The organism is Pseudidiomarina tainanensis (genome assembly GCF_900115255.1).
Classification (GTDB): Bacteria; Pseudomonadota; Gammaproteobacteria; order Enterobacterales; family Alteromonadaceae; genus Pseudidiomarina; species Pseudidiomarina tainanensis.
In genome coordinates, this window is sequence record NZ_FOYU01000001.1 from 1,249,855 (window position 1) to 1,273,500 (window position 23,646).

General features: G+C 48.6%; 23 protein-coding genes. 13 read left to right on the forward strand and 10 right to left on the reverse strand.

All coding sequences use genetic code 11. The features are described from left to right. Positions 1–13: 13 nt before the first annotated feature. From BM292_RS06055 to rppH, 9 genes are all read right to left on the reverse strand, one after another. Complete coding sequence (locus BM292_RS06055; protein ID WP_092856333.1) at positions 14–418, reverse strand: SH3 domain-containing protein; 405 nt, start codon at positions 416–418, stop codon at positions 14–16. Further along, positions 418–2,229, reverse strand: coding sequence for a hypothetical protein (locus BM292_RS06060; RefSeq protein WP_092856335.1), 1,812 nt, complete (start codon positions 2,227–2,229; stop codon positions 418–420). The genes BM292_RS06055 and BM292_RS06060 overlap by 1 nt, the downstream gene beginning before the upstream one ends. Positions 2,230–2,366: 137 nt before the next feature. Beyond that, positions 2,367–3,683, reverse strand: coding sequence for a type II toxin-antitoxin system HipA family toxin (locus BM292_RS06065; RefSeq protein WP_092856337.1), 1,317 nt, complete (start codon positions 3,681–3,683; stop codon positions 2,367–2,369). Continuing rightward, positions 3,677–4,003 (reverse strand): helix-turn-helix transcriptional regulator, encoded by a 327-nt coding sequence (locus BM292_RS06070; protein ID WP_092856339.1) that lies wholly within the window; start codon positions 4,001–4,003, stop codon positions 3,677–3,679. Before BM292_RS06070 ends, BM292_RS06065 begins: the two co-directional genes overlap by 7 nt. Before the next feature lie 556 nt (positions 4,004–4,559). Next, positions 4,560–5,411 carry a thymidylate synthase gene (locus BM292_RS06075; protein ID WP_092856341.1) on the reverse strand — a complete coding sequence of 284 codons (852 nt, stop codon included), beginning with the start codon at positions 5,409–5,411 and terminating at the stop codon, positions 4,560–4,562. Next, positions 5,408–6,238, reverse strand: a complete 831-nt coding sequence (gene lgt / locus BM292_RS06080; RefSeq protein ID WP_245751827.1) for a prolipoprotein diacylglyceryl transferase — start codon at positions 6,236–6,238, stop codon at positions 5,408–5,410. The genes BM292_RS06075 and lgt overlap by 4 nt, the downstream gene beginning before the upstream one ends. 3 nt (positions 6,239–6,241) lie before the next feature. After that, positions 6,242–7,033, reverse strand: coding sequence for a sulfite exporter TauE/SafE family protein (locus BM292_RS06085; RefSeq protein ID WP_092856343.1), 792 nt, complete (start codon positions 7,031–7,033; stop codon positions 6,242–6,244). Positions 7,034–7,042: 9 nt separating this feature from the next. After that, positions 7,043–9,316 (reverse strand): phosphoenolpyruvate--protein phosphotransferase, encoded by a 2,274-nt coding sequence (gene ptsP, locus BM292_RS06090; protein WP_092856345.1) that lies wholly within the window; start codon positions 9,314–9,316, stop codon positions 7,043–7,045. Positions 9,317–9,346: 30 nt separating this feature from the next. Next, the gene (gene rppH / locus BM292_RS06095) at positions 9,347–9,862 is read right to left on the reverse strand and encodes an RNA pyrophosphohydrolase (RefSeq protein ID WP_092856347.1); all 516 of its coding nucleotides are present in this window, start codon (positions 9,860–9,862) and stop codon (positions 9,347–9,349) included. 57 nt (positions 9,863–9,919) lie between these two features. On the opposite strand from rppH, the gene mutH reads away from it, so the two are divergent. From mutH to arcA, 8 genes are all read left to right on the forward strand, one after another. Continuing rightward, positions 9,920–10,630 carry a DNA mismatch repair endonuclease MutH gene (mutH, locus tag BM292_RS06100; protein ID WP_092856349.1) on the forward strand — a complete coding sequence of 237 codons (711 nt, stop codon included), beginning with the start codon at positions 9,920–9,922 and terminating at the stop codon, positions 10,628–10,630. Next, entirely contained in the window at positions 10,623–11,309 is a 687-nt protein-coding gene (locus tag BM292_RS06105; RefSeq protein ID WP_092856351.1) for a DUF2982 domain-containing protein, read from the forward strand. Before mutH ends, BM292_RS06105 begins: the two co-directional genes overlap by 8 nt. Positions 11,310–11,459: 150 nt before the next feature. Further along, the gene (locus BM292_RS06110; protein ID WP_092856353.1) at positions 11,460–11,891 is read left to right on the forward strand and encodes an ATP-dependent zinc protease family protein; all 432 of its coding nucleotides are present in this window, start codon (positions 11,460–11,462) and stop codon (positions 11,889–11,891) included. Continuing rightward, the gene (gene rimK, locus BM292_RS06115; protein ID WP_092856355.1) at positions 11,888–12,793 is read left to right on the forward strand and encodes a 30S ribosomal protein S6--L-glutamate ligase; all 906 of its coding nucleotides are present in this window, start codon (positions 11,888–11,890) and stop codon (positions 12,791–12,793) included. Before BM292_RS06110 ends, rimK begins: the two co-directional genes overlap by 4 nt. A gap of 152 nt (positions 12,794–12,945) precedes the next feature. Next, complete coding sequence (locus tag BM292_RS06120) at positions 12,946–13,968, forward strand: succinylglutamate desuccinylase/aspartoacylase family protein (RefSeq protein ID WP_092856357.1); 1,023 nt, start codon at positions 12,946–12,948, stop codon at positions 13,966–13,968. Between the two features lie 18 nt (positions 13,969–13,986). After that, the gene (locus BM292_RS06125) at positions 13,987–15,045 is read left to right on the forward strand and encodes a methyltransferase (RefSeq protein WP_092856359.1); all 1,059 of its coding nucleotides are present in this window, start codon (positions 13,987–13,989) and stop codon (positions 15,043–15,045) included. 15 nt (positions 15,046–15,060) lie between these two features. Then, complete coding sequence (locus tag BM292_RS06130) at positions 15,061–16,707, forward strand: ATP-binding protein (RefSeq protein WP_177203789.1); 1,647 nt, start codon at positions 15,061–15,063, stop codon at positions 16,705–16,707. A 109-nt stretch (positions 16,708–16,816) separates the two neighbouring features. Then, entirely contained in the window at positions 16,817–17,572 is a 756-nt protein-coding gene (gene arcA / locus BM292_RS06135) for a two-component system response regulator ArcA (RefSeq protein ID WP_092856363.1), read from the forward strand. On the opposite strand, the gene BM292_RS06140 is transcribed toward arcA, so the two are convergent. After that, positions 17,552–17,908: an Hpt domain-containing protein gene (locus tag BM292_RS06140; RefSeq protein ID WP_092856365.1), complete on the reverse strand. Its 357-nt coding sequence runs from the start codon at positions 17,906–17,908 to the stop codon at positions 17,552–17,554. The two genes, arcA and BM292_RS06140, sit on opposite strands and share 21 nt — an antisense overlap. Positions 17,909–18,048: 140 nt before the next feature. On the opposite strand from BM292_RS06140, the gene folE2 reads away from it, so the two are divergent. The 5 genes from folE2 to BM292_RS06165 all read left to right on the forward strand — a co-directional run bounded on the left by folE2 (position 18,049) and on the right by BM292_RS06165 (position 23,586). Further along, on the forward strand, positions 18,049–18,987 hold the full coding sequence (gene folE2 / locus BM292_RS06145) for a GTP cyclohydrolase FolE2 (protein ID WP_233340177.1): 939 nt from the start codon (positions 18,049–18,051) through the stop codon (positions 18,985–18,987). 91 nt (positions 18,988–19,078) lie between these two features. After that, a complete protein-coding gene (locus BM292_RS06150; protein ID WP_092856367.1) occupies positions 19,079–20,092 on the forward strand; it encodes an adenosine kinase in 1,014 nt (337 codons plus the stop codon). 124 nt (positions 20,093–20,216) lie between these two features. Continuing rightward, the gene (ahcY, locus tag BM292_RS06155; RefSeq protein ID WP_092856369.1) at positions 20,217–21,581 is read left to right on the forward strand and encodes an adenosylhomocysteinase; all 1,365 of its coding nucleotides are present in this window, start codon (positions 20,217–20,219) and stop codon (positions 21,579–21,581) included. A gap of 96 nt (positions 21,582–21,677) precedes the next feature. Further along, on the forward strand, positions 21,678–22,238 hold the full coding sequence (locus BM292_RS06160; protein WP_092856371.1) for a GNAT family N-acetyltransferase: 561 nt from the start codon (positions 21,678–21,680) through the stop codon (positions 22,236–22,238). Between the two features lie 19 nt (positions 22,239–22,257). Further along, positions 22,258–23,586, forward strand: a complete 1,329-nt coding sequence (locus tag BM292_RS06165; protein ID WP_092856373.1) for an NAD(P)/FAD-dependent oxidoreductase — start codon at positions 22,258–22,260, stop codon at positions 23,584–23,586. The last annotated feature ends 60 nt before the right edge of the window (positions 23,587–23,646 follow it).

The window sequence follows — 23,646 nt, forward strand, 5'->3', positions numbered from 1 at the left end:
TTGGTAACAACGCTTACGCGTCGACTGGCACCAATAAACTCTCGTGAATATAGCCCTGTGTGCCACTTGCTAAGCGGACAAAAAACCAAGCTTCAAACGGCTTTTTCTTTAATATGATGACGCGTTCATTTGGTCCCACCGAGGCAACCACTGCCGTTTGTGTTGAGGTGCCAGCTCTCACGTTGACGTTACTATTTGCTTCAACACGATACATCACGCCTTGGGCAACGAGTGTGTCATTTGTTACCCATTGCACGTCATTAAAACTTGTGAGTGAGCGGTAGTAGTCACCGAGCGGCAACTCACCAAGCACTTCACCGAGTTTACGCCCCCAGCTGTCTTGGGCAGCCGCCGGCGCACTTGCGATGAAACCTATCGCCACGACCATAGCAGATGTCAATTTCATTATTCCGCGCATTAGTCATCGCCTCCAAATAAACTCAAGCCAGCTTCCAATAAACTCGCCGCGTGCTCCAATGATTCAAATACAAGCGTACTCATCTCGCTATCGACGGTCGCTTCGAATTGTAAAATCGCATTACTGCCGTTGCCGGCGATAATCTGATTAATGAGTTCCAACGCAAGGTCTTCGCCAGCTCCTTGCGCCAACTCCTTCATGGTCTCATTTAACTCATCGAGAATATCTTGTTTGACTTGCTCTGATACACTTTGACGCGATGGAGGCACCTGATTTTGGCGAGTATTAAAGGTGTCACGAAGCATCGCCGTGGCACTAATATGGCCAAAGGCGTCGGCACTGGCTTTAAAGTTACTCGGTAACTGCGGTTGCCGTAACCCTGCGCGCCATACTTGTTGCTGATTAGCTCGGTAGAATACTGTGGCTTCAATCGTTGGAGCCCCAGATGTCAAGCGGCCAACCGGTAACAAATGAAACTGTAACTGTTGCTGCGCAAAATTAGCGAGTGTGGTATCACTAAATAGTGCCGTACCCTGTCCGCCTTTGCTTTCTTCAGGAAAGTACGCGGACATGATGGTCGCCAGGGTGTGACGTAGCTGCTTCGAAAAGGAGCGGTGGAACACATGATCTTGCGACCGATCAGAGATTTCTTGAAAGAGCCGTTGAATAAAATAAGAGTGCGCCAATTGTCGCACTATCGGTTGTTGTTGCTCGGTTAATGTTCCGTGCAATAACTGCTCTACGAATGCCAAAAACTGACCAATTTGCTCGTTGACAAATTCTTGGGCGCTCTCAACTTTCGCTAGCTGTTGGCGAATCGTAGCAAAACTGGTGCGCTCATCTGCATATCTCTCAGCGACGTCACGTAGCGTGAATGCGTTGACACCAAGCGCACCCCAGCGCTGCTCATATTCCGTAAGTTTTGCGCGTTCAAGTGCATTCAAGCTGTCGTATTTGGTCAGTTCATTATCTGGACCAGTATAGCTATACCAACCATCTTGTACTTGAATATCGAGCGCTAATCCCGCGGTTTGTTGCGTTTCACGCTGCTCAAGTTGACGATTTATGAGGTGCATAAAATTGGCAACCAGATACAGCTTGCCATAACGCTGATAGGCGCTGGCGTCACGTTGTTGCAAGGTACTACCGGCATTACGATATAACCGCTCCAGTGTTTGCACACGCTGACGATAGGTTTGGAAAATGGCTTGATGCTCGTGCTGGATGATTTCTACTATTTTTCGCGGCGGCCAGCGATAACTTTGGCAAAACTTAAGCGCCTTTTCATAAGCCCAAACGGTACCGTGTTCACGCGCGCTATCGAGTTGCTCTTGGCACAGTCGGTTGCGCCGCGGAAAATACAAGATTCCACCCAAATTGGACAATCCGCCGAACTTACGCTGAATGAAAAACGCGAGATAGGTTGCAGGGAAAATCCACCACCAAATATGCAATAGCCAGTTGGCACCAGTTGGCGGTACAAAAGCTAAGTTTGCACTTTTGGCTAAGTCATCATTAAAACGTCGAAACTCTTTGGTTGTTGGGTTGTAAAGCCCAACTCTCGCACGCTTCGCCTCGGTGGGTGCTAACTTGTTGATTGCCCAAGCATAGTGATATCGGGTGCCACTGGCATCATCGCGTAAGGTGGTGGTGTAGTCGGTATGCACAACATACGACGGCGGACCAAAGAGCATACCGAGCAATGCGGCGAATGCCGTCAGCAGGATAAAGCCTCTAAATTTACGGGATTTGAAGAAAAAGAATACTGCTAGAAATAAAACCGCTAAAGCTATCCAAGCTATTGCTGACATCCGGAGCTCTCAATTGTTGTTATTATGAACTTACTTGGATGTTAGCAAATTGTTTTTGAAGAGATAAGAGCTAAGACGATATTAGATATTAGATATTAGATATTGGATATTAGATATTGGATATTAGATATTAGATATTAGAGGTCGAGGCGGTGGTTGTTCGCGATCTCGCTAATGAGATCGTTGGGTACCAGTTGTTCTTTGGCGAGCTTTGACCACAGCGATACCGCCTGTGTTGTTTCCTCCAGAATTCTATCAATGCGCTTGCGAGTAAATAGCGGACTCACTTTTTCGAGGCTGTACAAGTCGGTGCGGGTGAAATCCTCACGTTTGCCATTCAGTTGCATCCAGTGTTGATTGACCCATTTACTGCCAGGCTTGTAGCTATAAGCGACATCATACGCTGGCGCTAATTGCCAGCGGTTTTGATGGTATAGAAATGCAAAATTTTTCGCATGATCGTCATGATTGCGAGCCACAATATTAAACACCATACGGCGCAGTAACTGTTCTGCCTCGTGAGCATTCAGTTTTAGTTGGCGAGCAACAGCAAATAACTCGGCGTACGAGAAACTACCCGGCTTTTTGAAGTCGACATGTGCGATTCCTGTCAGCGTTTGCACATGGAGTTTCTCGTTTTCGCGTCGGTCAAACCGTTGGGTGAGGAAGTGGCGCCGATCACCTTCGTCAAGCAAATGACATGGCATCATCTCAATTCCGCACTCACGCGCCATGAGGTAATAGACGTACTCCATTGCACCGAAGCCTTGTGGGTCGTCGAAGGTTTCACGCTGGATATTGCGCTCGGTCACCCCGTCAAACTTCATGATGTAATGAACGAAGCCTTCAGGCGCGTCGGTTTGACCAGAGCACACTTCAGTGAAGTCGCCACTAAATGCCAACACCGCTTTAGGCCGGGCGCCGCCGGCACTCATCCCAACCGAAAGTAGTGATAACATGGCTTCTTGATCAGCTTGACCACTCGGATCAAGTTCGACGTGAAATTGTGAGCGCTTGTTGAGTACTTCTTGCGCCACTTTAATCAGCTCTTTGATCTCAACGTCTTGCGATTTTTCAAACCCCCGCAGTCGTGTTGCCGGGCGGTACTCTAGCGCGCCCATGCCGCGCTTTCCGGTATATTGTAAACGTTGCAACGGCGTAATATCGCTAGGTTGTCTGCCTTGGCTGGCAACCCAGGCATTGAGCACTGCGTTTCCAAAATCATCGGGCAGTGAATCGGCCGTTAATCCCGGAAGCCCGTGAAACGTTTCAAAGTTTAACTCTGGGAAGCTATAAATTTGTTTTCGTAATGGCATTTTCAGCGGTGCCAACTCAATACCACTGGCTAGAAAGTCTGGCGTATATTCAAACGCACCGACACCTCTTTCGGTATCGAAGCTTAACGCCCCGACTTCGTGGTCTTGGTACCATACGCCAATGACTTCCATTACCATGCGTCAACATCCAGTTCGTCGTCATATTCTTTGCCACGGCTACCCGTTGCGCGTTGACGCTTTTTTCCCTGCAGCTTTTTCAGTTGCACAGGCGAAATAGGCTGTGGCGGTAAGAAATTGTTTAATTGCTCGGTTAGTTCGAGTGCCTGCATTAATGCCACAAAATTCTCAAGCGTGGCTTGGCCTTTCTCAGCATTCAGCACAATCTTACGTGATACCCCCGCCTGCTCTGCAAGCTCTACTTGGGTAATATTCGCGTTAAGTCGCGCTTGTTTGAGGCGTTCGCCGAGTTGTTCGGCTTGGGCTGACGGTGAGAGCATGACTTTACGTCCGTTATTGGTTATTCGTTATTGGTTGTTCGTTAAAGCGTAGACCTTAAAACACTTATTGTAAAGTTACCTATTCAGAACTTTTATGAATAAAAATAGATATAAAATTCTATTTTTTGCACTTAATTCTTTAATAAAACTAATTATTAAGCGATGGATCCTAGCTATGTACGTGGTGGGGTCTGATTAGAAACACAAAGATACTTAGGTGATTGTTTGGTTACCAAGAATGGACTTTATATAGATTATGCTGGCACTTGATGCAGATATATGGACTTTATAATGTTCGATGATCATACTTTTGAAATTTTCAAATAATTCTTTAATGACCTTATAACTGCACATTAAATTAATAAAAATGAGTTAAAGTTACGCTTTCGTTACTTAATGTATGATAATGAGTTTTGATATTTTAGAATAAGGGGGCATACATAGGCGCTCTCCCTTCGAGTAACGAATAACCAATAACGAATAACGAATCGCTAGTAGCCCCAGATATTCACGGCGCTTCGCGCCACCCGGCCTTGCCTTACAAAGGGACGCCGGGCTACACGCTGAATGGGTAGGCAATTGGTGGGTGGTGTTTGTAGTTGTGAACGGCGAAGTCGTCCATGGTGACCCAGGTCTCGAGGTCTTCGAGAGTTTTGATGTCTGGGTTAATTTCTAATTGTGGCGCTGGGTATGGTTCGCGCTTTAACTGCACGTCGCGCATCAATTCAACTTGGTCTTCGTAGATATGGGCGTTGACGATTTTATGGTAAGCCACGCCGGCTTTGTGGCCGGTGATTTGCGCCATGAGCGCTAAAAATGTAAACACTTGTACTTGGTTAAAGTTAAGGCCCAGCGGTACATCGCATGAGCGCTGGTAGCTAGTTAAGTACAAGGTGTCGCCCAGCAGTGAAAAGTTGTGGGTGTGCATGCATGGGCGCAGGCAGCCCATGTGGAATTCGCCTGGGTTATAGAAGCTAATAATTTCGCCGCGATCGTCAAGGCCACGTGACAGGTTGTCGACCACTTTACGTAGTTGATCAACGACGCCGCCATCAGGCTTTGCCCAGGCTCGACCTTGCACGCCATAAACACGGCCCATGTCGTCTTCGCCTTTGCGGTGCGGGTTAGCCAACCAAGCTTCGTTTAAGTTCGCGTTCGCGTCCCAAGTGGGTGTACCGATTGCGCGAAAGTCTGCTGCATTTGAATAGCCGCGAATGTAGCCGAGTAGTTCTGCAATCGCCGCTTTCCAATAGCTTTTACGGGTAGTAATTAGCGGAAACTCATTACGGTCGACGCGATATTCAAGGTCAGCGTTAATCACAGTTAGGCAGCGTTTGCCGGTACGCTCATTTTCAATCCACACGCCTTCATCGACAATACGTTGGCATAACTCGAGGTACTGTTTCACGCTTTCGCTCCGTTTTTATTATTTTTATACGCTAACAACATTAGCACGGCGCCAGCCAGAATCATCGGCGCGGACAACCACTGCCCCATCGACCAACCGAAGGTTAATAATCCCAAGTGGCTGTCTGGTTCACGAGCATATTCCACCACGAAACGCGCCAAACCATAGCCAATCAAGAATAAGCCACCGATAGCGCCAACCGGGCGCGGTTTGCGGCTATACAATGCCAATACAATAAATAACACCAGCCCTTCAAGCAACGCTTGATAAAGCTGTGAAGGATGGCGCGGTAATGGCCCCGCTGCAGGGAAAATCATCGCCCACGGAACGTCGGTAACACGGCCCCATAACTCGCCATTAATAAAGTTTCCGATGCGTCCGGCACCCAAACCGACCGGCACCAACGGCGCGACGAAATCACCGACGGCAAGGAGCGATTGCTTCGTCTTTGCCGCAAATATCCAAAGCACCGCGATAACACCAAGCATACCGCCATGAAACGACATGCCGCCGCTGGTGATATCGAATAAATAAAGTGGATTTTGGATGAAATACTCAAATTGGTAAAACAGCACATAACCGATGCGGCCGCCCAAAATGACACCCATAAACGCCCAAAATAACAAATCGCTGAAGCGCTTCTCGGTCCAGCCTTGGCTCTCGTAATGTGGCATCCGACATTGACGGTTACCCCACCACCAAGCAAATAGAAAACCAACGAGATACATTAAGCCATACCAGCGCAAATCAAGCGGCCCGATGCTCACAATAATCGGATCAATATTGGGATGCACCATATAGTCGGCTGACAAATTCGCTGTTTGCATGAATTATCCTATCGCTAGTTTTATTGAAATAATAACCAAGAACACCGCAAATCCGCGCTGTAAATGTTTCACCGGAAGACGCTGCGTTAAACTGGCGCCAAGCGGTGCACACAGCATGGAGGTAATTGATATCGCTATCCATGCCTTAACATGCACGTAGCCGAGCAGCCCGTCGGCGCCTTCAAGTTGTTGGCCTAGCACGATAAACGCGATAACTGCGCTTAGACCAATGCTCAAGCTACCAATGGAGGATACCGCAATTGCCTGACGGATGGGAACTCTTAAGCGTTGTAATAGCGGTACCGTCAGCGATCCACCACCAATACCTACCAACGCAGATAAAGTACCCATAGCGGTGCTAATCAGTGCCATCAAACGCTTTGATACGTCGGTAAGCGGTTCACCGCCGCGTTGCGGAATCAACATTCGAATCGACAGCAACATGAGCACACCGGCAAAGATACGCTGCAGCCACTCAGGGTGGATTAACGTGGCCAGCCAAGCGCCCAAAACGGCACCTACCATTAACCCGGGAATTAAACGGCGTACCCAAAAGAAACTGACTTGCCCATGCTTTAAGTGAGAACGCGCTGAACTACTGGTCGTCATGATGATGGTTGCGAGCGAGGTTGCCACAGCCATTTGCACCACCAAATCGGGGGCGACACCCAGCAACGGCAGTAAATAGATGAGTAAAGGAACAATAACAAGGCCGCCGCCAATGCCGAGCATGCCGGCAAGTAAGCCTGCCACCATGCCTCCGGCTAAACACCATAACCAGCCCGTTAAGAGCACTGCTTCTCCTTAACCACCGGCACGAACAAAACCGCCGAGGCCGGCGTTTTCCAGTGCCATGATAACGTGTTGTTTCACTTCTTGCGGGGAACGCGCGGCCAGTGCGCGCTGTAAAACCTGCTCTAAATCCGCCGCTGCAATATGCCGAATAATCCAGCGGATACGATCTATATTATAGCTATTCATGCTGAAATTGCGGAAACCCATAGCAAGTAATAACAAGGCACCACCTGGTTCACCGGCTAACTCACCACATACCGATACCGGCTTGTTCAGTTCATCGCAACGTTCAATAATTTGCTTCAAAGCGTGCAATACCGCCGGATGGAACGCGTCATAGAGGCTTGCTACACGTGAATTGTTACGGTCGACTGCCAGCATGTATTGGGTTAAATCATTGGTGCCCACTGAAAAGAAATCGACTTTATCGGCCACACAATGTAACTGATAAATCAACGCAGGTACTTCGATCATTACGCCAATTTGAGGCTCAAATAATTGCTCATCAACGCTGCATTGCAATTCTTCGGCAACTTCATGGTAGGCCTGATGAATCATGCGAACAGCTTCATCAACTTCTTCCGCACTCGTGATCATCGGTAGCAAAATACGTAAATTATTGCGCCCCACAGATGCCCGCAGCATGGCACGAATTTGCACCAAGAAAATTTCTGGATGATCAAGTGTCATCCGAATACCGCGCCAGCCTAAAAATGGATTCTCTTCATCCATGGGTAGATATGGCAACGGCTTATCGCCGCCGACATCGAGCGTTCGCATAACGACCGGTGCACCGCGGAACTGCTCGAGCACCGCACTGTACAATTCTTCTTGTTCATCTTCTGTTGGCAAGCGCTCACGCATCATGAACGGAATTTCGGTACGATAAAGCCCAACGCCATGCACGTTCAAATCGTTTAACCAATCGCGCTCGGTGTTTAAGCCAACATTCAAATTAAGTTGAACACGCACACCATCGGTAGTTTCGGCTGGCAGGTCACGCGCCTGCATTACTTTTTGCCGCAGCGCTAATTCTTCATCCGCAAGTTGGCGGTATTCATTTTCGACCTGTAATGGCGGGTTAACAAAGACATCACCGTTGTAGCCATCGACAATCAGTGTTTCGCCACTGACTTCATTCAGCTCGATGTCGTCAACCCCAAGTACGGCTGGAATACCCATGCTACGCGCCATAATAGCAGCATGAGAATTACCCGAACCGCGTAGCGATACCATGCCAATAATTTCAGCCTGCGGTAGCTCCGCTAACATGGTTGCGGTGACTTCGTCAGCAACCAAAATACACTGCTTCGGCGGATTAAATTTGCGCGCTTCGCGGTTCTGCAAATGAGCGAGAATACGATTCCCTAAATCACGCACATCACTGGCGCGCTCACGAATATATTCGTCATCGAGGTTCTCAAACTGATTGACCAACTGCTCAACCACCAGTTTTAAGGCCGTTTGCGCACGCCAGCCATCATTAATCGTTTGCTCAACCTCTTTACCAAGGCTCGCCGAATCCATCATGGCGTGGTAGACGTCGAAAATCGCTAACGTCTCTTCGGCTACCTGCCCTTTCATGCTATCGCTAATGGTTAATAGTTCTTGGCGAGTGCGGGCAACAGCGGCGCGAAATGCGCGGATTTCATGTTCCGGCATATCACTGCGTTTGGGCGTCACTTCACTAAGACGTGCCGGTGGTTTCACTACAAACGCTTCACCGATAGCAACGCCAGGTGCCGCAGGTAATCCTTTAATTGTCTGTAACCATGGGGACTGCTTAGCGGTTCTCAACAAGCCTTTTGCCTCAGCGTGAGCAATCACCACAGCTAACTGTGCTGCGAGTGTTACCACAAAGGCTTCTTCATCGCGGGTGAAGGCTCGTGCCTGCTCTTGTTGCACGGCCAGCACACCAAGCACGCGGCGACGATGAATCACCGGCGCTGCCAGCATCGCTTTGTAGCGATCTTCAACCACGTGTTCCAAGCGTAAGAAAGCTGGGTGCTCCGACGCGTTGGCAATATTCAACGGTTCTTCACGCGAGGCGGCAAGGCTGATCACACCCTCACCAAAGGGAACATGAATCGGTTTATCGGAGCGAATTTCTAGGCCATCAGTTGCCGCTAGGGCAAATTGATGTTGTTCGTGATCAGCAAGATAGACGGTACAGGAGTCAGTGTGCAGGGCTTCTTTAACTTGGCGCACCATGGTTTGTAGCGCCAGCTCGAAATCTGGCGCTTGATTCACAGCTTCAACGATGCGTTGTAGTACTCGAAGCATAGGCTGCCTTGTAGATCACCAACGGTTTGTTTAAGAACGACGGCGGCGCGGTGGCTTTGAACGGCGTGGCATTGCGTTCATCACAACGGCAGAAAACTCTTTTAGAACCCGTCGATAAACTTCTCGTTTGAACGACACAACTTGCCGCACAGGGTACCAAAAACTTACCCACCGCCAATCATCAAACTCAGGATGTGACGACTGCATGACGTTCACATCGCTCTCGTTGCATTTTAACCGCAGTAAAAACCATTTCTGCTTTTGACCAATACAGGTTGGTCGTTGTTCGCGTCGTACCAAACGCTTTGGCAGTCGGTAACGAAACCAATTGCGACTGGTATAAACAATTTCGACTTGCTCGGGCTTAAGCCCTACCTCTTCCCAGAGTTCACGGTACATAGCTTGTTCAGGCGTTTCGCCATCATCAATACCACCTTGCGGAAATTGCCAGCTATGTTGCCCGAATCGACGCGCCCAAAAGACTTGTCCCTGCTCGTTGCAGATAATGATTCCTACATTGGCGCGAAATCCTTCTGCGTCTATCACGCGAGCGCCCTCATAAATTCGACATATGGCTTGGATTTTTCCATAATCGCGGCATGAATGAAAGGATTAATCCGTTTAGACGAGGTAATTGTGCAACTCAAACAGCTCTTTGATCAGGCCAGCGCGCTCGCTGGGCTTAGTTTTGCAGAGTTGGCGACGCAACTGGGCATGACCGTGCCTAATGATCTGCGCCGCAACAAGGGTTGGGTTGGACAACTTCTCGAAGCTGCGCTCGGCGCCAGCGCAGGTTCACAAGCATTACAAGACTTCCCCGAACTCGGTGTGGAACTAAAAACTATTCCGCTTGATGCCCAGGGCAAACCGCTCGAAACAACCTTTGTGTGCACCACCCCGCTCATTGATGTGCATCAGTTAACTTGGGAGACCAGTAACGTACGCAACAAGTTGCAGTGTGTACTTTGGATTCCCATCGATGGCCGCCGCGAGGTGCCATTAGCGGAACGCACCATTGGTACCGCCTTTTTGTGGCAACCCAATACCAAGCAAGAAGCGCAATTGCGCGCGGACTGGCAAGAGCATATGGACAAAATTGCACTGGGTGAAGTGGAATCGATTACTGCACACCAGGGCGAAGTATTGCAATTACGCCCGAAAGCAGCCAATAGCCGTGCGCTCACTGAAGCGATTGGGGCGAACGGTGCGGTCATTCAAACCTTGCCACGCGGCTTTTATTTAAAAACCCAATTTACCGGTCAAATCATTCGTGAAACGTTTGGTTTGTCCGATCCGGCTCGTGCCTATGAATGATACGTCGACACCCGAACGCATTGTTTATGTGCAGCCGCTCACCCGCTCGCATGGGCTCGGATTTAATGCGCTTGGCGTGGTCATTTTTGCCGTAACCATGTTTTTATGGCTTACTGATACCCCGATTATAGCTGCCGCCTACGGGCTTCTATTTATCACCAGTGCAGTATTGATATTTTTAGGCAGTGCCAAGATTTTTGAGCCCCCAGTTAGTATGAGTATCACGCCGCAGACAATCACGTATTTGCACCGGCGTGGAACTTGGCAAATTCAGTGGGATAATATTCTACGTTTTGATATCCCTCGATTGCATCGCGGTCTTGAGCTCGAATCTATGCCTTATATTGGTTTTCGTCTGCACGATATAGAACCTGTGCTGCAGAGTATTACCCCGCGGCTTGCCGTGTATTTACTCAGCGAACAACGGCATTTATTGATTGCCGCCCTGCGTCATGAGCGACCAGATTTACGTGAGTACTCGCCATATTTCGAAGTTCCAGACCGTTATAAGGGCGCCTCGGGTACAGAGTATCGCGGCGTACAAGCGATGTTCGCGGTAAGATGTGAACACTTTCGCGAATTATTAGGTTATGATTTGTTTGTTTCGGCGACGGCGCTTGATCGCCCTCCGGAAGAATTCATCACGTGGTTACAACAGTTGAAAAACACAAGAACGTAATTCGTTATTCGTGCGTTCACTTCGTTCACTGTTCGTCCGTTCGGCTGCGCCTCTCTGTTCGCGGTTATTATTGTCGAACAGCGCGTAGCGCGGACGAACAGCGAAGCGTACGAATAACGAACAACGCTTTTGATCAGTAAGGGATTTTTTATGCAAACACTTGGATGGCGCGAATGGGGTTCACTCCCCGAGCTTGGCATCGACGCCCTAAAAATGAAAGTAGATACCGGCGCACGCACCTCTTGTTTGCATGCCTTTAAGCTTGAACCGTTTGAGCGCAATGGCGAGAACTGGTTACGGATTTGGTTGCATCCAGAACAACACAGCGACCGTGAATTGATGTGTGAAGCGAAAATTCACGATCAACGCGAAGTGACAGATTCTGGAGGTCATACTGAGCTGCGATATGTTATTCTATCGACATTACATTTAGGTGAGTTTTCGCAACCGATTGAGTTGACGTTGACGAACCGCGACACCATGAAATTTCGTATGCTGTTGGGGCGCCAAGCCATGCGCGGCCACTTTGTCGTGGACCCTGACAAATCTTATTTACTCGGCCAGCCTGGAGCTACCGCATGAGAATTGCAATTTTATCGCGAAACCCGCGTCTTTATTCAACCCGCCGCTTAGTGGAGGCTGGCGAAGCGCGAGGGCATATTGTTGATGTGCTCGATCCGCTACGCTGCTACATGAATATCAACGCCCGCGAAAGCTCCATTCACATGAAAGGTAAAGATCTGCCGCAATACGATGCGATTATTCCACGTATCGGTGCATCGATTACCTTCTTCGGTACTGCTGTGCTGCGCCAATTTGAAATGATTGGCACGTATCCGTTAAATGAATCTGTAGCCATTTCACGTAGCCGCGATAAATTGCGCTCACTGCAGTTGCTGAGTCGCAAAGGCATTGGGTTACCAACGACTGGTTTTGCAAGTCAGCCGCAAGATATCCCCGATTTGATTGAGATGGTCGGCGGCGCACCGCTGGTTATCAAACTACTCGAAGGTACTCAAGGTATTGGTGTGGTACTTGCCGAAACGCGCCAAGCGGCAGAAAGTGTTATCGAAGCCTTTATGGGGCTGGAATCGCACATCATGGTGCAGGAATACATTAAAGAAGCTGGCGGCGCCGATATCCGCTGCTTCGTGATTGGCGATAAAGTTATAGCGGCCATGAAACGCCAAGCTAAGCCTGGCGAATTCCGCTCAAACTTGCACCGTGGTGGTTCAGCTAGCCTCGTAAAATTGACACCAGCTGAGCGCGCAACCGCAGTGAAAGCCGCCAAAACAATGGGCCTGAATGTTGCTGGTGTAGATATCTTGCGCTCCAACCATGGTCCACTGGTGATGGAAGTCAACTCATCGCCAGGCCTTGAGGGCATTGAAGGTGCGACCGGCAAGGATGTGGCTGATCAAATAATCAGCTTCATTGAAAAGAACGCAAAAGCGAATAAAACCAGAACCAAGGGTAAGGGCTAACACCAAAAGCGTTATTCGTTATTCGTGCGTTCACTTCGTTCTCTGTTCGTGCGCTCTTCGCGCTGTTCGAAGTTAACATCGAATAGTAAGGCGAAGCCGAACGGACGAACAGCGAAGCGCACGAACAACGAAGAGCGTAGCGAACGAATTTTATGAAGCATAAATCTTTTCAGTTAGCCAACCAGCGCATTGCTCCTGGCTCGCGGCACAGCGTCAAAATACCTGCTGCGCGGTTATATAACGATACGCCGATGGATTTGCACGCGGAGGTTTTTCACGGTGTGAAGCCGGGTCCAACATTGTTGGTGTGCGCGGCAATTCACGGTGATGAACTCAATGGCATTGAAGTATGCCGGCGTTTAATGGGTGAGCTGGATCCGTTGCAGTTGGCAGGTACGGTGATTATTGTGCCGATTGTGAATGTGTTTGGGTTTATTCAGCAATCGCGCTATTTACCCGATAGACGTGATCTTAATCGATGCTTCCCAGGCTCTGAACGGGGTGCATTGGGTAGCCGTTTGGCGCACTTGTTCAACGAAAGTTTGGTGCAAAATGCCACGCACATTATCGATTTGCATACCGGTGCAATTCATCGCAGTAATTTGCCGCAGATTCGGGTTGATACCGATAATGGCGATGCGCTAGAAATGGCTGAAGCGTTCGGTACCCCGGTTATTTTGCATAGTAAGGAGCGCGATGGCTCGTTACGCTCGTTGGCGTCTGAATTGGGTATTCCGCTGATTCTTTATGAAGCCGGCGAAGCGCTGCGTTTCGATTATGCTGCTATTAAAGCCGGCGTTACTGGCGTACAAAATGTGATGAAAAGCCTGAAAATGTTGAAGGGCCGGCGTAGTCGCAAGAAAGTGAAGCCGATTGTGGCGCATCGTAGCGCTTGGATCCGCAACGAATATGATGGTTTAGTGGTACCCAAAGTAGAGCTTGGGCAGACCATTAATAAGGGGCAAGTTGTTGCGCAAACAGTGAACCCGCATGGAGATGATCTGCATGCGATTAAAAGCCCATACCATGGTATTGTAATTGGCATTAGCAACATTCCGGTTGCCAACGAAGGCGAAGCTTTGTTCAATGTGGCACAATTTGATGGTGAGCGCATTGAGCACGCCAGCGAAAACGTTGATGTTTTCGTGGAAGCGTACGATCAGAAACCAATATAACGTTTAGAGAAGCACATATTGAAGCATTTGAGTCCACCCTCACAACTTGTTCTGCGCCAGCAAACTCGACTCGAAGATGAGCCGTTGCTGGTTGTTAACGCTCCTGATGCGGAGTTAGCCCAGTTATTACCGGTGGTCAGTTGCTGGCAGTGGCATGCAGGCTACGCGCAGAAGTGGCAACGCCAAGCGCCCGAAATTTTGCACCATTTTGGTGCAGACGCCCCGCAAGCCGGCTCTGCTAAAGCTGCACTCGTTTGGTTACCGAAAGAAAAGCAACTCACTTTATATGTGCTCGAAGCACTGCGTCATGTGTTACCCGAGGGTGCAACTATTTGGTTGGTTGGCGATAATCGCGGTGGCATAAAGAGCATTCATAAGCAATTTCCAGATACGGTTGCACCGGCGCAAAAAATGGCCGTGGGGAATCATTCCCTACTGTTAAGAACCAGTGTGAATCAGCACGCTGAGCATTTTAACGTTGACGACCATTTTGCTTACGTGGAGTTAGAACAGCCACAACAAGGCTCGCCGTTGAAATTAGCCAGTTTACCGGGCGTATTTGCGTTCCCAAGTATTGATACCGGTAGCGCAATTTTACTACAGCATCTGCCAGTGTGGTCGCAAGGTAAGGTACTCGACTTTGCCTGTGGACATGGCGTTCTCGGTGCTTGGCTTAATCGGCAATCGCCAGCCCTAGAAATCACTTATTTGGACGTGAGTGCACTAGCCTTACGGGCAACTGAACGTACCCTTGAACTCAACGGTTTGGATGGTTCGTGCATTGCCAGCGACGGCCTCGACAAATCATTAGGGCAATTTAATTACGTGGTAAGTCACCCGCCGTTTCATACCGGCCTATCAACCGATTACGAAATTGGTAAGCAATTTTTACGGCAGGTATATGACCATTTGTATGGGCATGGTGAACTATGGTTGGTTGCGAATCGCTTCCTGCCATGGCCAGAGCTGATCGAACAAGCGTTTGGTCACTGCGAGCGTGTGGCCGAAGATAACAAGTTTGCGGTTTATCGTGCGACTAAAAAAAGCACGGCAAAAAACCATACCAAGCGGCGCTGACGAGGTATGGCTACGATGACGTTTAAAGTCAGTTCAATCAAACGCAGCGTCACCAGCTTAGTCATTTTAATTACGACTATCTCGGTGGCGTTGGCGTGTATTGTCCTGAGCTTTAACTTCATTCTCGATACCCATCAGCGCTTACTTCGTCAAACCGACGAGCTAGCGAGTTTTATTGCCGGCAATGCAAACGCTTTCATGGTTTACAATCAAGCCGACTCGGCGGAGCGCTGGCTGCGCTCATTTCAAAGCTCGCCATTAATTAAACATATTCACCTCTACCGCCACGATCCTGATAACGATTCGCTCAGCTTTTTTGCTAGTTATTACGCCGAGCAAGAAGCCTCTATTCCGGTACACTTTGAGCGCGCTCGCACACTAACTCAAGCGCGCTTTACGGACACCTATGTGGAGACTGCACGCCCATTGATGGTTGAAGATTCGCTACAAGGCTATGTCTACATCCGCACATCGCGTGAAGATTATGACCGGGCACAGTTGTTCTCGCTGGCTATTAGTGCGGCAATTACTACGGCGAGTTTAATTTTAAGTTGGTTGATGTCATTGTGGTTGCGGCGCATTATCACCCAACCTCTCGATGAGATGGTTGAGAGTATTCAAGATATCGCCCGCGATAAAAAATATGGCACGGCGCTGCACGAATTTGAACTGCAAGAGCTCGACCGTGTGGCTATTGCGTTTAACTCTCTCTTGAGCCGTATTCAGCAACATATCAAGCGCCAAGAACAAGCTGAGCGCCAAGCCAGTGACTTGAATGCTGAACTTGAGCTGCAAGTGAAACAACGGACACAAATGCTATTTGAGTCCAACCAAGAATTGCAGCAAGCGCTTGCCACCGCGCACCAATACCAAAATGAATTGGTGCAAGCGGAAAAAATGCAAAGTTTAGCCAAGCTGGTTTCTGGTGTGGCGCACGAAGTAAATACTCCGGTTGGTTTGGCGGTGACGTCAACATCGATTCTGCAAGATAACTTGGTCTCGATGAAACAGAAGTTTGCGGAGAAGAAGCTGACCAGTCAGGAGTTTCAGCGTTACATGACATCCTTTGATGAAAACTTAGCGCTGATTAGTCGTAATATTCGCCGTACCGCTGACTTAATCAGTAACTTTAGTAAGTTATCGATGGATCAGTTCAGTGATGAAGATCGTCCCGTACAGATTGCTAAATTCTGGGATGATATCGAGCAAAGTTTGCGCAGTCGTCATCCCGAGTTGGCGCAGATTCAACTGAGCGCTGAATTCCCAGAAGATCTTACAGTGAATGTGCGACCGGGCCCGCTTAATCAAGTGATCAATCAACTGGTACAAAACGCATTACAACATGCATTCACGCATACCGTAAAGCCGAGCATTAAATTTGAGTTTCGCTATCACGCCCTCGAAGACGATGCTGAACGCGGTGAACTCGAGTTGAATTATTATGACAACGGGGATGGTATTCCAGATGAATTGCTGAAAGTGGTGTTCGACCCCTTCGTAACAACGAAACGTAGCCACGGAGCCGCAGGTCTTGGTTTGCACTTGGTATATAACTTGGTGGTTCATGCGTTACAAGGCCAAATCAGCCTAGCCAGCCCGTCACAGCGCGGTACCGAGTTCCATATTAGCGTGCCGGTAAGACAAGTCGCACCAAGCAAGTAAACTTTTGTAAGAATAGTTGCATGATTATGAAGCTATATATAAAATCGCATGCTACACTATATTTCATTACCAAATTTCAACACATGTTAACAGATTCTTGGAACCCTCTATGAGCGCCAGATTACTAATCGTTGAAGATGAAGTTGTCACACGAAATACGCTAACTCGCCTATTTCAGCAAGAAGGCTATGACGTGTTTGATGCTGCCGATGGGATGCAAATGCAACGCATTATGGCTCGCCAGCAAATTGACCTCGTGATTATGGATGTCAACTTACCCGGTAAAAGCGGTATCGAACTTGCTGAAAAGTTACGCGAGAACGACAACATTGGCTTAGTATTCCTGACTGGTCGCGATGCTGAGGAAGATCGCTTGCTCGCCTTGGAACTGGGCGCTGATGATTACCTCATCAAGCCTTACAATCCGAAAGAATTAATTATTCGCGTACGCAACTTGTATCGTCGAATCGAAGCACTGAAGAGCCAGCAGAAAAACGTTGGTCATGACAGTGTGGTGTATGAATTCAATGGCTGGCGTTTAGAGAGCGACAGTCGCTGCTTATTCTCACCAGACGGTAAAATGTTCCGTTTACCAAAAAGTGAATATCGCGCGATGGAATTATTCCTGACTAACCCAGGTAAAATCCTTGACCGTGAAACCTTAGTGAAGAAAATGCTCGACCGTGAATTGCGCCCGAATGACCGCACCGTTGATGTTGCCATTCGTCGCATCCGTCGTCATTTCGAAGCACAACCTGATTCACCAAATCTGATTACCACCATTCATGGTGAAGGCTATCGCTTCATTGGTGATGTTTCAATTCAGCACCTTGAGCAACCGTCGTTAAATGCCCCGAGCATGTAACCAGCGACGTAATTGATGCTGGTGCAGTGGCAATTCAATCGCCCACTGCTCCAGCAAATCATCTGCATCATCCCAGTACCAATCTTCGCGTTCTAAGCGCTCCATTTGACTTGCTAATTGACGTAACCCAACAGCGCGACAGGCGCCTTTCACTTTATGAGCTTGCCGACGTGTTTCTATTTCGTCACGCTTTTTTACGAGATGTTGAAGGTGGTCTAAATAACCGGCAATGTTGTCACTGAAGGTATCGTACATTTCGTGTACACCTTCATTTCCGAGTAGCTCGTGGTACTGCTCTAATAATTTTTCATCCAACATCGTGGTTTCCTTATCCATATTTTTCGATTCACCTAATCGAAAACTTTTCCTTCGGTTATAAACCCAATCTGGCAAACTACCGTATTGAGCATAATTCTTGTATACTATCGCCCCCTTTCGCAGGGATCAGTATTTTTAACGTTTGGAGCCGTACAAGCATGCCAACAGCTACACCAACAATGATGCCAGACATCGCCAATCAAACTCGCGCACAAACCGAGGGCAAACTCGATTGGGTCGGCATGAGCAATATCGAGATGCCTCTGGTGGTCGGTGCTGCACAAGAACCTGAGCGCCCAGTCAGTGCGCATGTTGATGCATTCGTCAATCTTACCGATCCGAAAGCGAAAGGCATACATATGTCTCGCTTGTATCTATTGTTGGAAGATCTATCAAACAATGATGTATTGAGCCATCACTCACTCGGTAAATTATTGCATGACTTTATAGATAGTCACGATGGGCTTGCAGATCAAGCTTATGTGAAATTTAGTTTCGATTACCACTTGCGCCGTAAGTCGTTGATCAGCAAAAAACAAGGCTGGAAAGCGTATCCGGTGACGGTAACTGGTCGTTACGACAGTGGCAAATTGAACCTCGAACTCGGTGTTGAAGTACCGTATTCAAGCACTTGTCCATGCTCAGCGGCGCTTGCCCGTCAGTTGATTCAAGATGCGTTTGCCAACCAGTTTGGCACTGATGCTGAAGTTGATGCCGAATTAGTGCACCGTTGGTTGGGTACCACACAAGGTATCGTGGCAACGCCACACAGCCAGCGCTCCATTGCACAAGTGAAGGTCATCATGGGTGATAACGTGAGTGAATTGCCGATTATTGCCCTGATTGATGCCATTGAAGATGCGTTGAAGACGCCGGTACAAGCTGCCGTAAAACGCGAAGACGAGCAAGAGTTTGCGCGCCTCAACGGACAAAACTTGATGTTCTGTGAGGACGCTGCGCGCCGCTTACAGCATGCATTGAATTTACAGGCGCAATTCTCTGACTTCTGGGTTCGTGTAAATCACTACGAATCACTCCACGCACATGATGCGGTCAGTATCACCACCAAGGGCGTTCCTGGCGGTTACAAAGCTTAACCAATTTATCGACCTACTAATCCGGCTGCGGTATACTTTGCGGCCGGATTTTTTGTTTTATAACGTAATGAAAACCTTATACGAGAAAGGCATGGAACCTATTGATATCGTTGGAATTGGCAACGCGCTCGTTGATCAGGAATTTGAAGTCACAGACGAATTTCTACAGCAGCATCAAATTGAAAAAGGCATGATGACGCTGATAGAAGATGAGGACCAAGAGCGCCTTATCAAGTTATTGGCTCAACGCGGCGAATTAAAGAAGCAATCTGGCGGTGGTTCTGCAGCCAACTCGTTAGTGGGTTTTGCCCAGTTTGGCGGCAAAGCATTTTATTGCTGTAAAGTTGCTGATGACCACGCTGGCAAATTTTATTGTGAAGATTTGGAGCAAGTTGGCATTACCACCAATACAGGTAGCCAAAAGCACGAAGGTAAAACCGGTCGCTGTTTGGTGATGGTCACCCCAGACGCCGAACGTACGATGCGCACCTACTTGGGTATCACTGCCGATCTATCTGTTGACGAGCTTGATGAAGACGCGATTGCGCGCGCTCAGTATCTCTACATTGAAGGGTACCTGGTCACCTCAATGGTCGCGCGTGAAGCTATCGTTCGCGCGAAAGAGATTGCCCGTGCCAACGGTACGAAAATCGCTGTCACCTGTTCCGATCCAGCCATGGTGAAGTATTTCCGTGATGGCATCGATTTGATTCTTGATGGTGGCGTTGACGTTCTATTCTGTAATGAAGAAGAAGCTGGGATCTTAACGGGCACCACAGACGTACAAGAAGCGCTGCAGCAATTACAACAGCATGCCGATTTGGTCGCGATTACACTAGGCAAGAACGGCGCTTTACTAGGCGACGGCGAACGCCAGGTGGTGATTCCTGGCGTAAAAGTTAAAGCGGTTGATACCAATGGTGCGGGTGACATGTTTGCTGGTGCCATGATGTATGGGCTCACGCGTAATTATTCATTGGCGGCATGTGGTTTGTTGGCGAGCCATGCGGCAGCCGAGGTGGTATCGAATTTTGGTCCTCGGTTGAGTCTTGATCGGCAGCAGCAGTTGTTGATTCGCCTCCAGCACGAACCCGAATTTAGTTAAAAGCAAACATGATATTAGCTATTGGATATTAGATATTAGCCCTGATGTTTCGATTTTCTCTAATATCTAATATCCAATAGCTAATATCGAACTCGCTTTTTGAGTAACGAATTAAGAGGTATTTATGCAAGATTACAAAGTCGCAGACATTAGCTTGGCCGATTGGGGCCGTAAAGAAATTGCTATCGCAGAATCTGAAATGCCAGCATTGATGACCATTCGTCGTAAATATGCTGATAGCAAGCCGTTATCTGGTGCTCGCATCATCGGCTGCATTCACATGACCATTCAAACTGCGGTTTTGATTGAGACCTTGATTGAGCTTGGTGCTGAAGTGCGCTGGTCATCTTGCAACATCTTCTCGACGCAAGACCACGCAGCAGCAGCTATGGCAGCCGCTGGTGTGCCAGTGTTTGCTTGGAAAGGTGAAACTGAAGAAGAATATGAATGGTGCCTCGAGCAAACTTGTCATAAAGACGGTGAGTTGTGGGATGCCAACATGATTTTGGATGACGGCGGTGACTTAACCCTGCTGATTCACGAAAAATATCCGCACATGCTCGATAAAATTCACGGTATCACCGAAGAAACCACAACCGGTGTGCATCGTTTATTGGAAATGCTCAAGCACGGCACCTTAAAAGTACCTGCAATCAACGTGAATGACTCGGTTACCAAATCGAAAAACGACAACAAATATGGTTGCCGTCACTCGTTAAACGACGCGATCAAGCGTGCAACCGACCACTTATTATCAGGTAAGAAAGCTTTGGTCGTTGGCTACGGTGATGTTGGTAAAGGTTCAGCGGCAAGTCTGCGCCAAGAAGGCATGATCGTCAAAATCACTGAAGTGGATCCGATTTGTGCTATGCAGGCATGTATGGACGGCTATGAGGTTGTATCGCCGTACATCAATGGTGTTAACACGAACTCTGCCGATGGCATCAATCGCGACTTGTTGCAAAACATCGATTTGATTGTCACCACCACCGGTAACGTCAATGTGTGTGACCGTCACATGTTGGCAGCGTTGAAATCAACTGCTGTGGTTTGTAACATTGGTCACTTCGATAACGAAATCGACACCAAATTTATGCGTGAAAACTGGCGCTGGGATGAAGTGAAGCCTCAGGTGCATAAAATTCATCGTAGCGATGATGAGAACGATTACTTGTTGTTGTTATCAGAAGGCCGTTTGGTAAACTTAGGCAACGCAACGGGTCACCCAAGCCGTATCATGGATGGTTCTTTTGCCAACCAGGTATTGGCGCAAATGCACTTATTTGACGAGAAGTTTGCTGATTTGCCAGCGGCTGAGAAAGCTGCCAAGTTGCGCGTTGAAGTATTACCTAAGCAATTGGATGAAGAAGTTGCGCGTTATATGGTGCAGGGTTTCGGTGGTGTGATGACGAAATTGACTCAGCAGCAAGCTGATTATATTCACGTGGCTGTTGAAGGACCGTTTAAGTCCGACGACTACCGCTACTAAAATACGAAAACGATATTAGCATTTGGATATTAGATATTAGCGATGCCGCTCTTACTAATATCCAATATCTAATATCTAATATCGAACCTGGTTTTTATGATTGAATATAGACAAATGACGGCCGCTGACTATGCGGCCGTACTTGAATTAGGCAACCGCGTACATGGCGATAACTACTTAACGCCAGAGTCACTTGCGGATTATGATCAGCGCGGCCGCGTTGGCGATATCAACCTGAATTGGTTAGCGTTTGCCGATGGCAAATTGGCCGGTATTCGGCTGACGTTTGCGCCGGGCAACTGGGATATTGATGGCCATTGCAGCCCATCTGATTGGCCAGTGCCAGCTGAACAACTGTGCTACTTCAAGTGTGTGGCCGTTGACCCCGACGTACGTGGCGGTGGTATTGGTCGTGGCTTGCTTGACCATTCGATTGCTGAAGCGAAAAAGCTCGGATGCACGGCGGGTTTAGCACATATTTGGATGCAGAGCCCTGATAACGCGGCGTTCGAATACTTCACCCGCTGTGGAGGTGAATTGATTCAGGAGCACGATAAGCGTTGGTATGACCTATCCATTAACGAAGGCTACCACTGCCCTGTCTGCGACGGTGTGTGCTATTGCACCGCGGGTGAGATGATACTTAAATTTAATTGATTCAATAAGGCCTGGTGCAATGTACGATCCTCTTCACGACAAAAATCCAGGCCCCAATCAACCCTATCCTGCCAGCTATTGGCACGCACACACCCAAACTTCGTGGCCGCAATGCGCCGACACCTTACCTGAACAAGCTGATATTGTGGTGATTGGCGCCGGCTATACCGGTCTGAACGCTGCCCTTGAGCTCGCTGAGCGCTTTCAACAACGCGTTGTTGTGGTGGAGGCGAATCAGCTCGGCTGGGGGTGTTCAACGCGCAATGCCGGCTTTGCAATGCCAGGCACTGGTCGCTTGGGTTATGTTGCTTGGAAGAAACGCTGCGGTGAGGCCGTCGCGCAAGCAATTCAAAATGAATATCAACTCGCCTTTGAACGTCTTGAGCGTCACCTGCAGGCTTGTCCAGAACAGCTGCAAGTGCAACGTGGTGGCTATTTGAAAATTGCTCACAAGTCCGCAGCAATAGGCGAGCTTGAGCAACAATATCGGGCGTTATGCCAATATGAGCCGAACACAAACTGGCTTGATTACGACGCAATTCAGGCCCGAGTGAAAAGTCCACAAGCGTTTGCGGCCATTCACTTTCCGCAAAGTTTTGGAGTGAACCCACTGTTGTTGCTTGCAAGTGTTGCACGGCAAGCAGTCGCTGCCGGTGCCACCCTAGTTGAAAATGCACCAGTTGAACATTGGCAAACACTCAGTAACGGTCAGCATCAATTAACGACGCCACGCGGCAGTATTGTTGCGAACAAAGTGATTGTTGCCACTAATGGTTATACGCCTAACCATTTACACCCAGCCATTCACGGACGCAGCCTACCGGTTCTCTCGAGTGTCTTGGTTACGCGCCAATTAACTGATGCCGAGCGCGCCGCCATTGGTGTTGCTCCGCACGAACTCGTCATGGATACTCGCACACTCAAATATTACTTCCGGCTGTTGCCCGATGGTCGCCTATTATTTGGTGGACGCGGTGCCATCCGCGGCAAAGATGCGCACAAGGAGCGTTATCAGCGCCATTTATTGAGTGCTATGGCTGATACCTTTCCAGCGTTAAAGCAATTGAGCCAAGAGAAACCTGAATACAGTTGGAGTGGTTGGGTATCGGTGGCGCTAGATGACTACCCGCGCATTTATAGCCCAGCCGCAAACGTATTTACGAGCATGGGCTATTGCGGCGCAGGGGTGACGTTTACGCAGTTAGCGGGTCAGCGAGTCGCGGAATTAGCGATGGGCGAGAAGCTTCCAGCGCTACCGTTTTATGAGTCGCCGTTACCGAAGTTTCCTCTGCCGCAACTGCGCCGCCTCGGCCAGTGGCTTTACTATCAAATTCAAAGTCGATATTAGCTATTGGATATTAGATATTCGAAGTGCAAGTTCGATATTAGCTAATGGATAATGGATGTG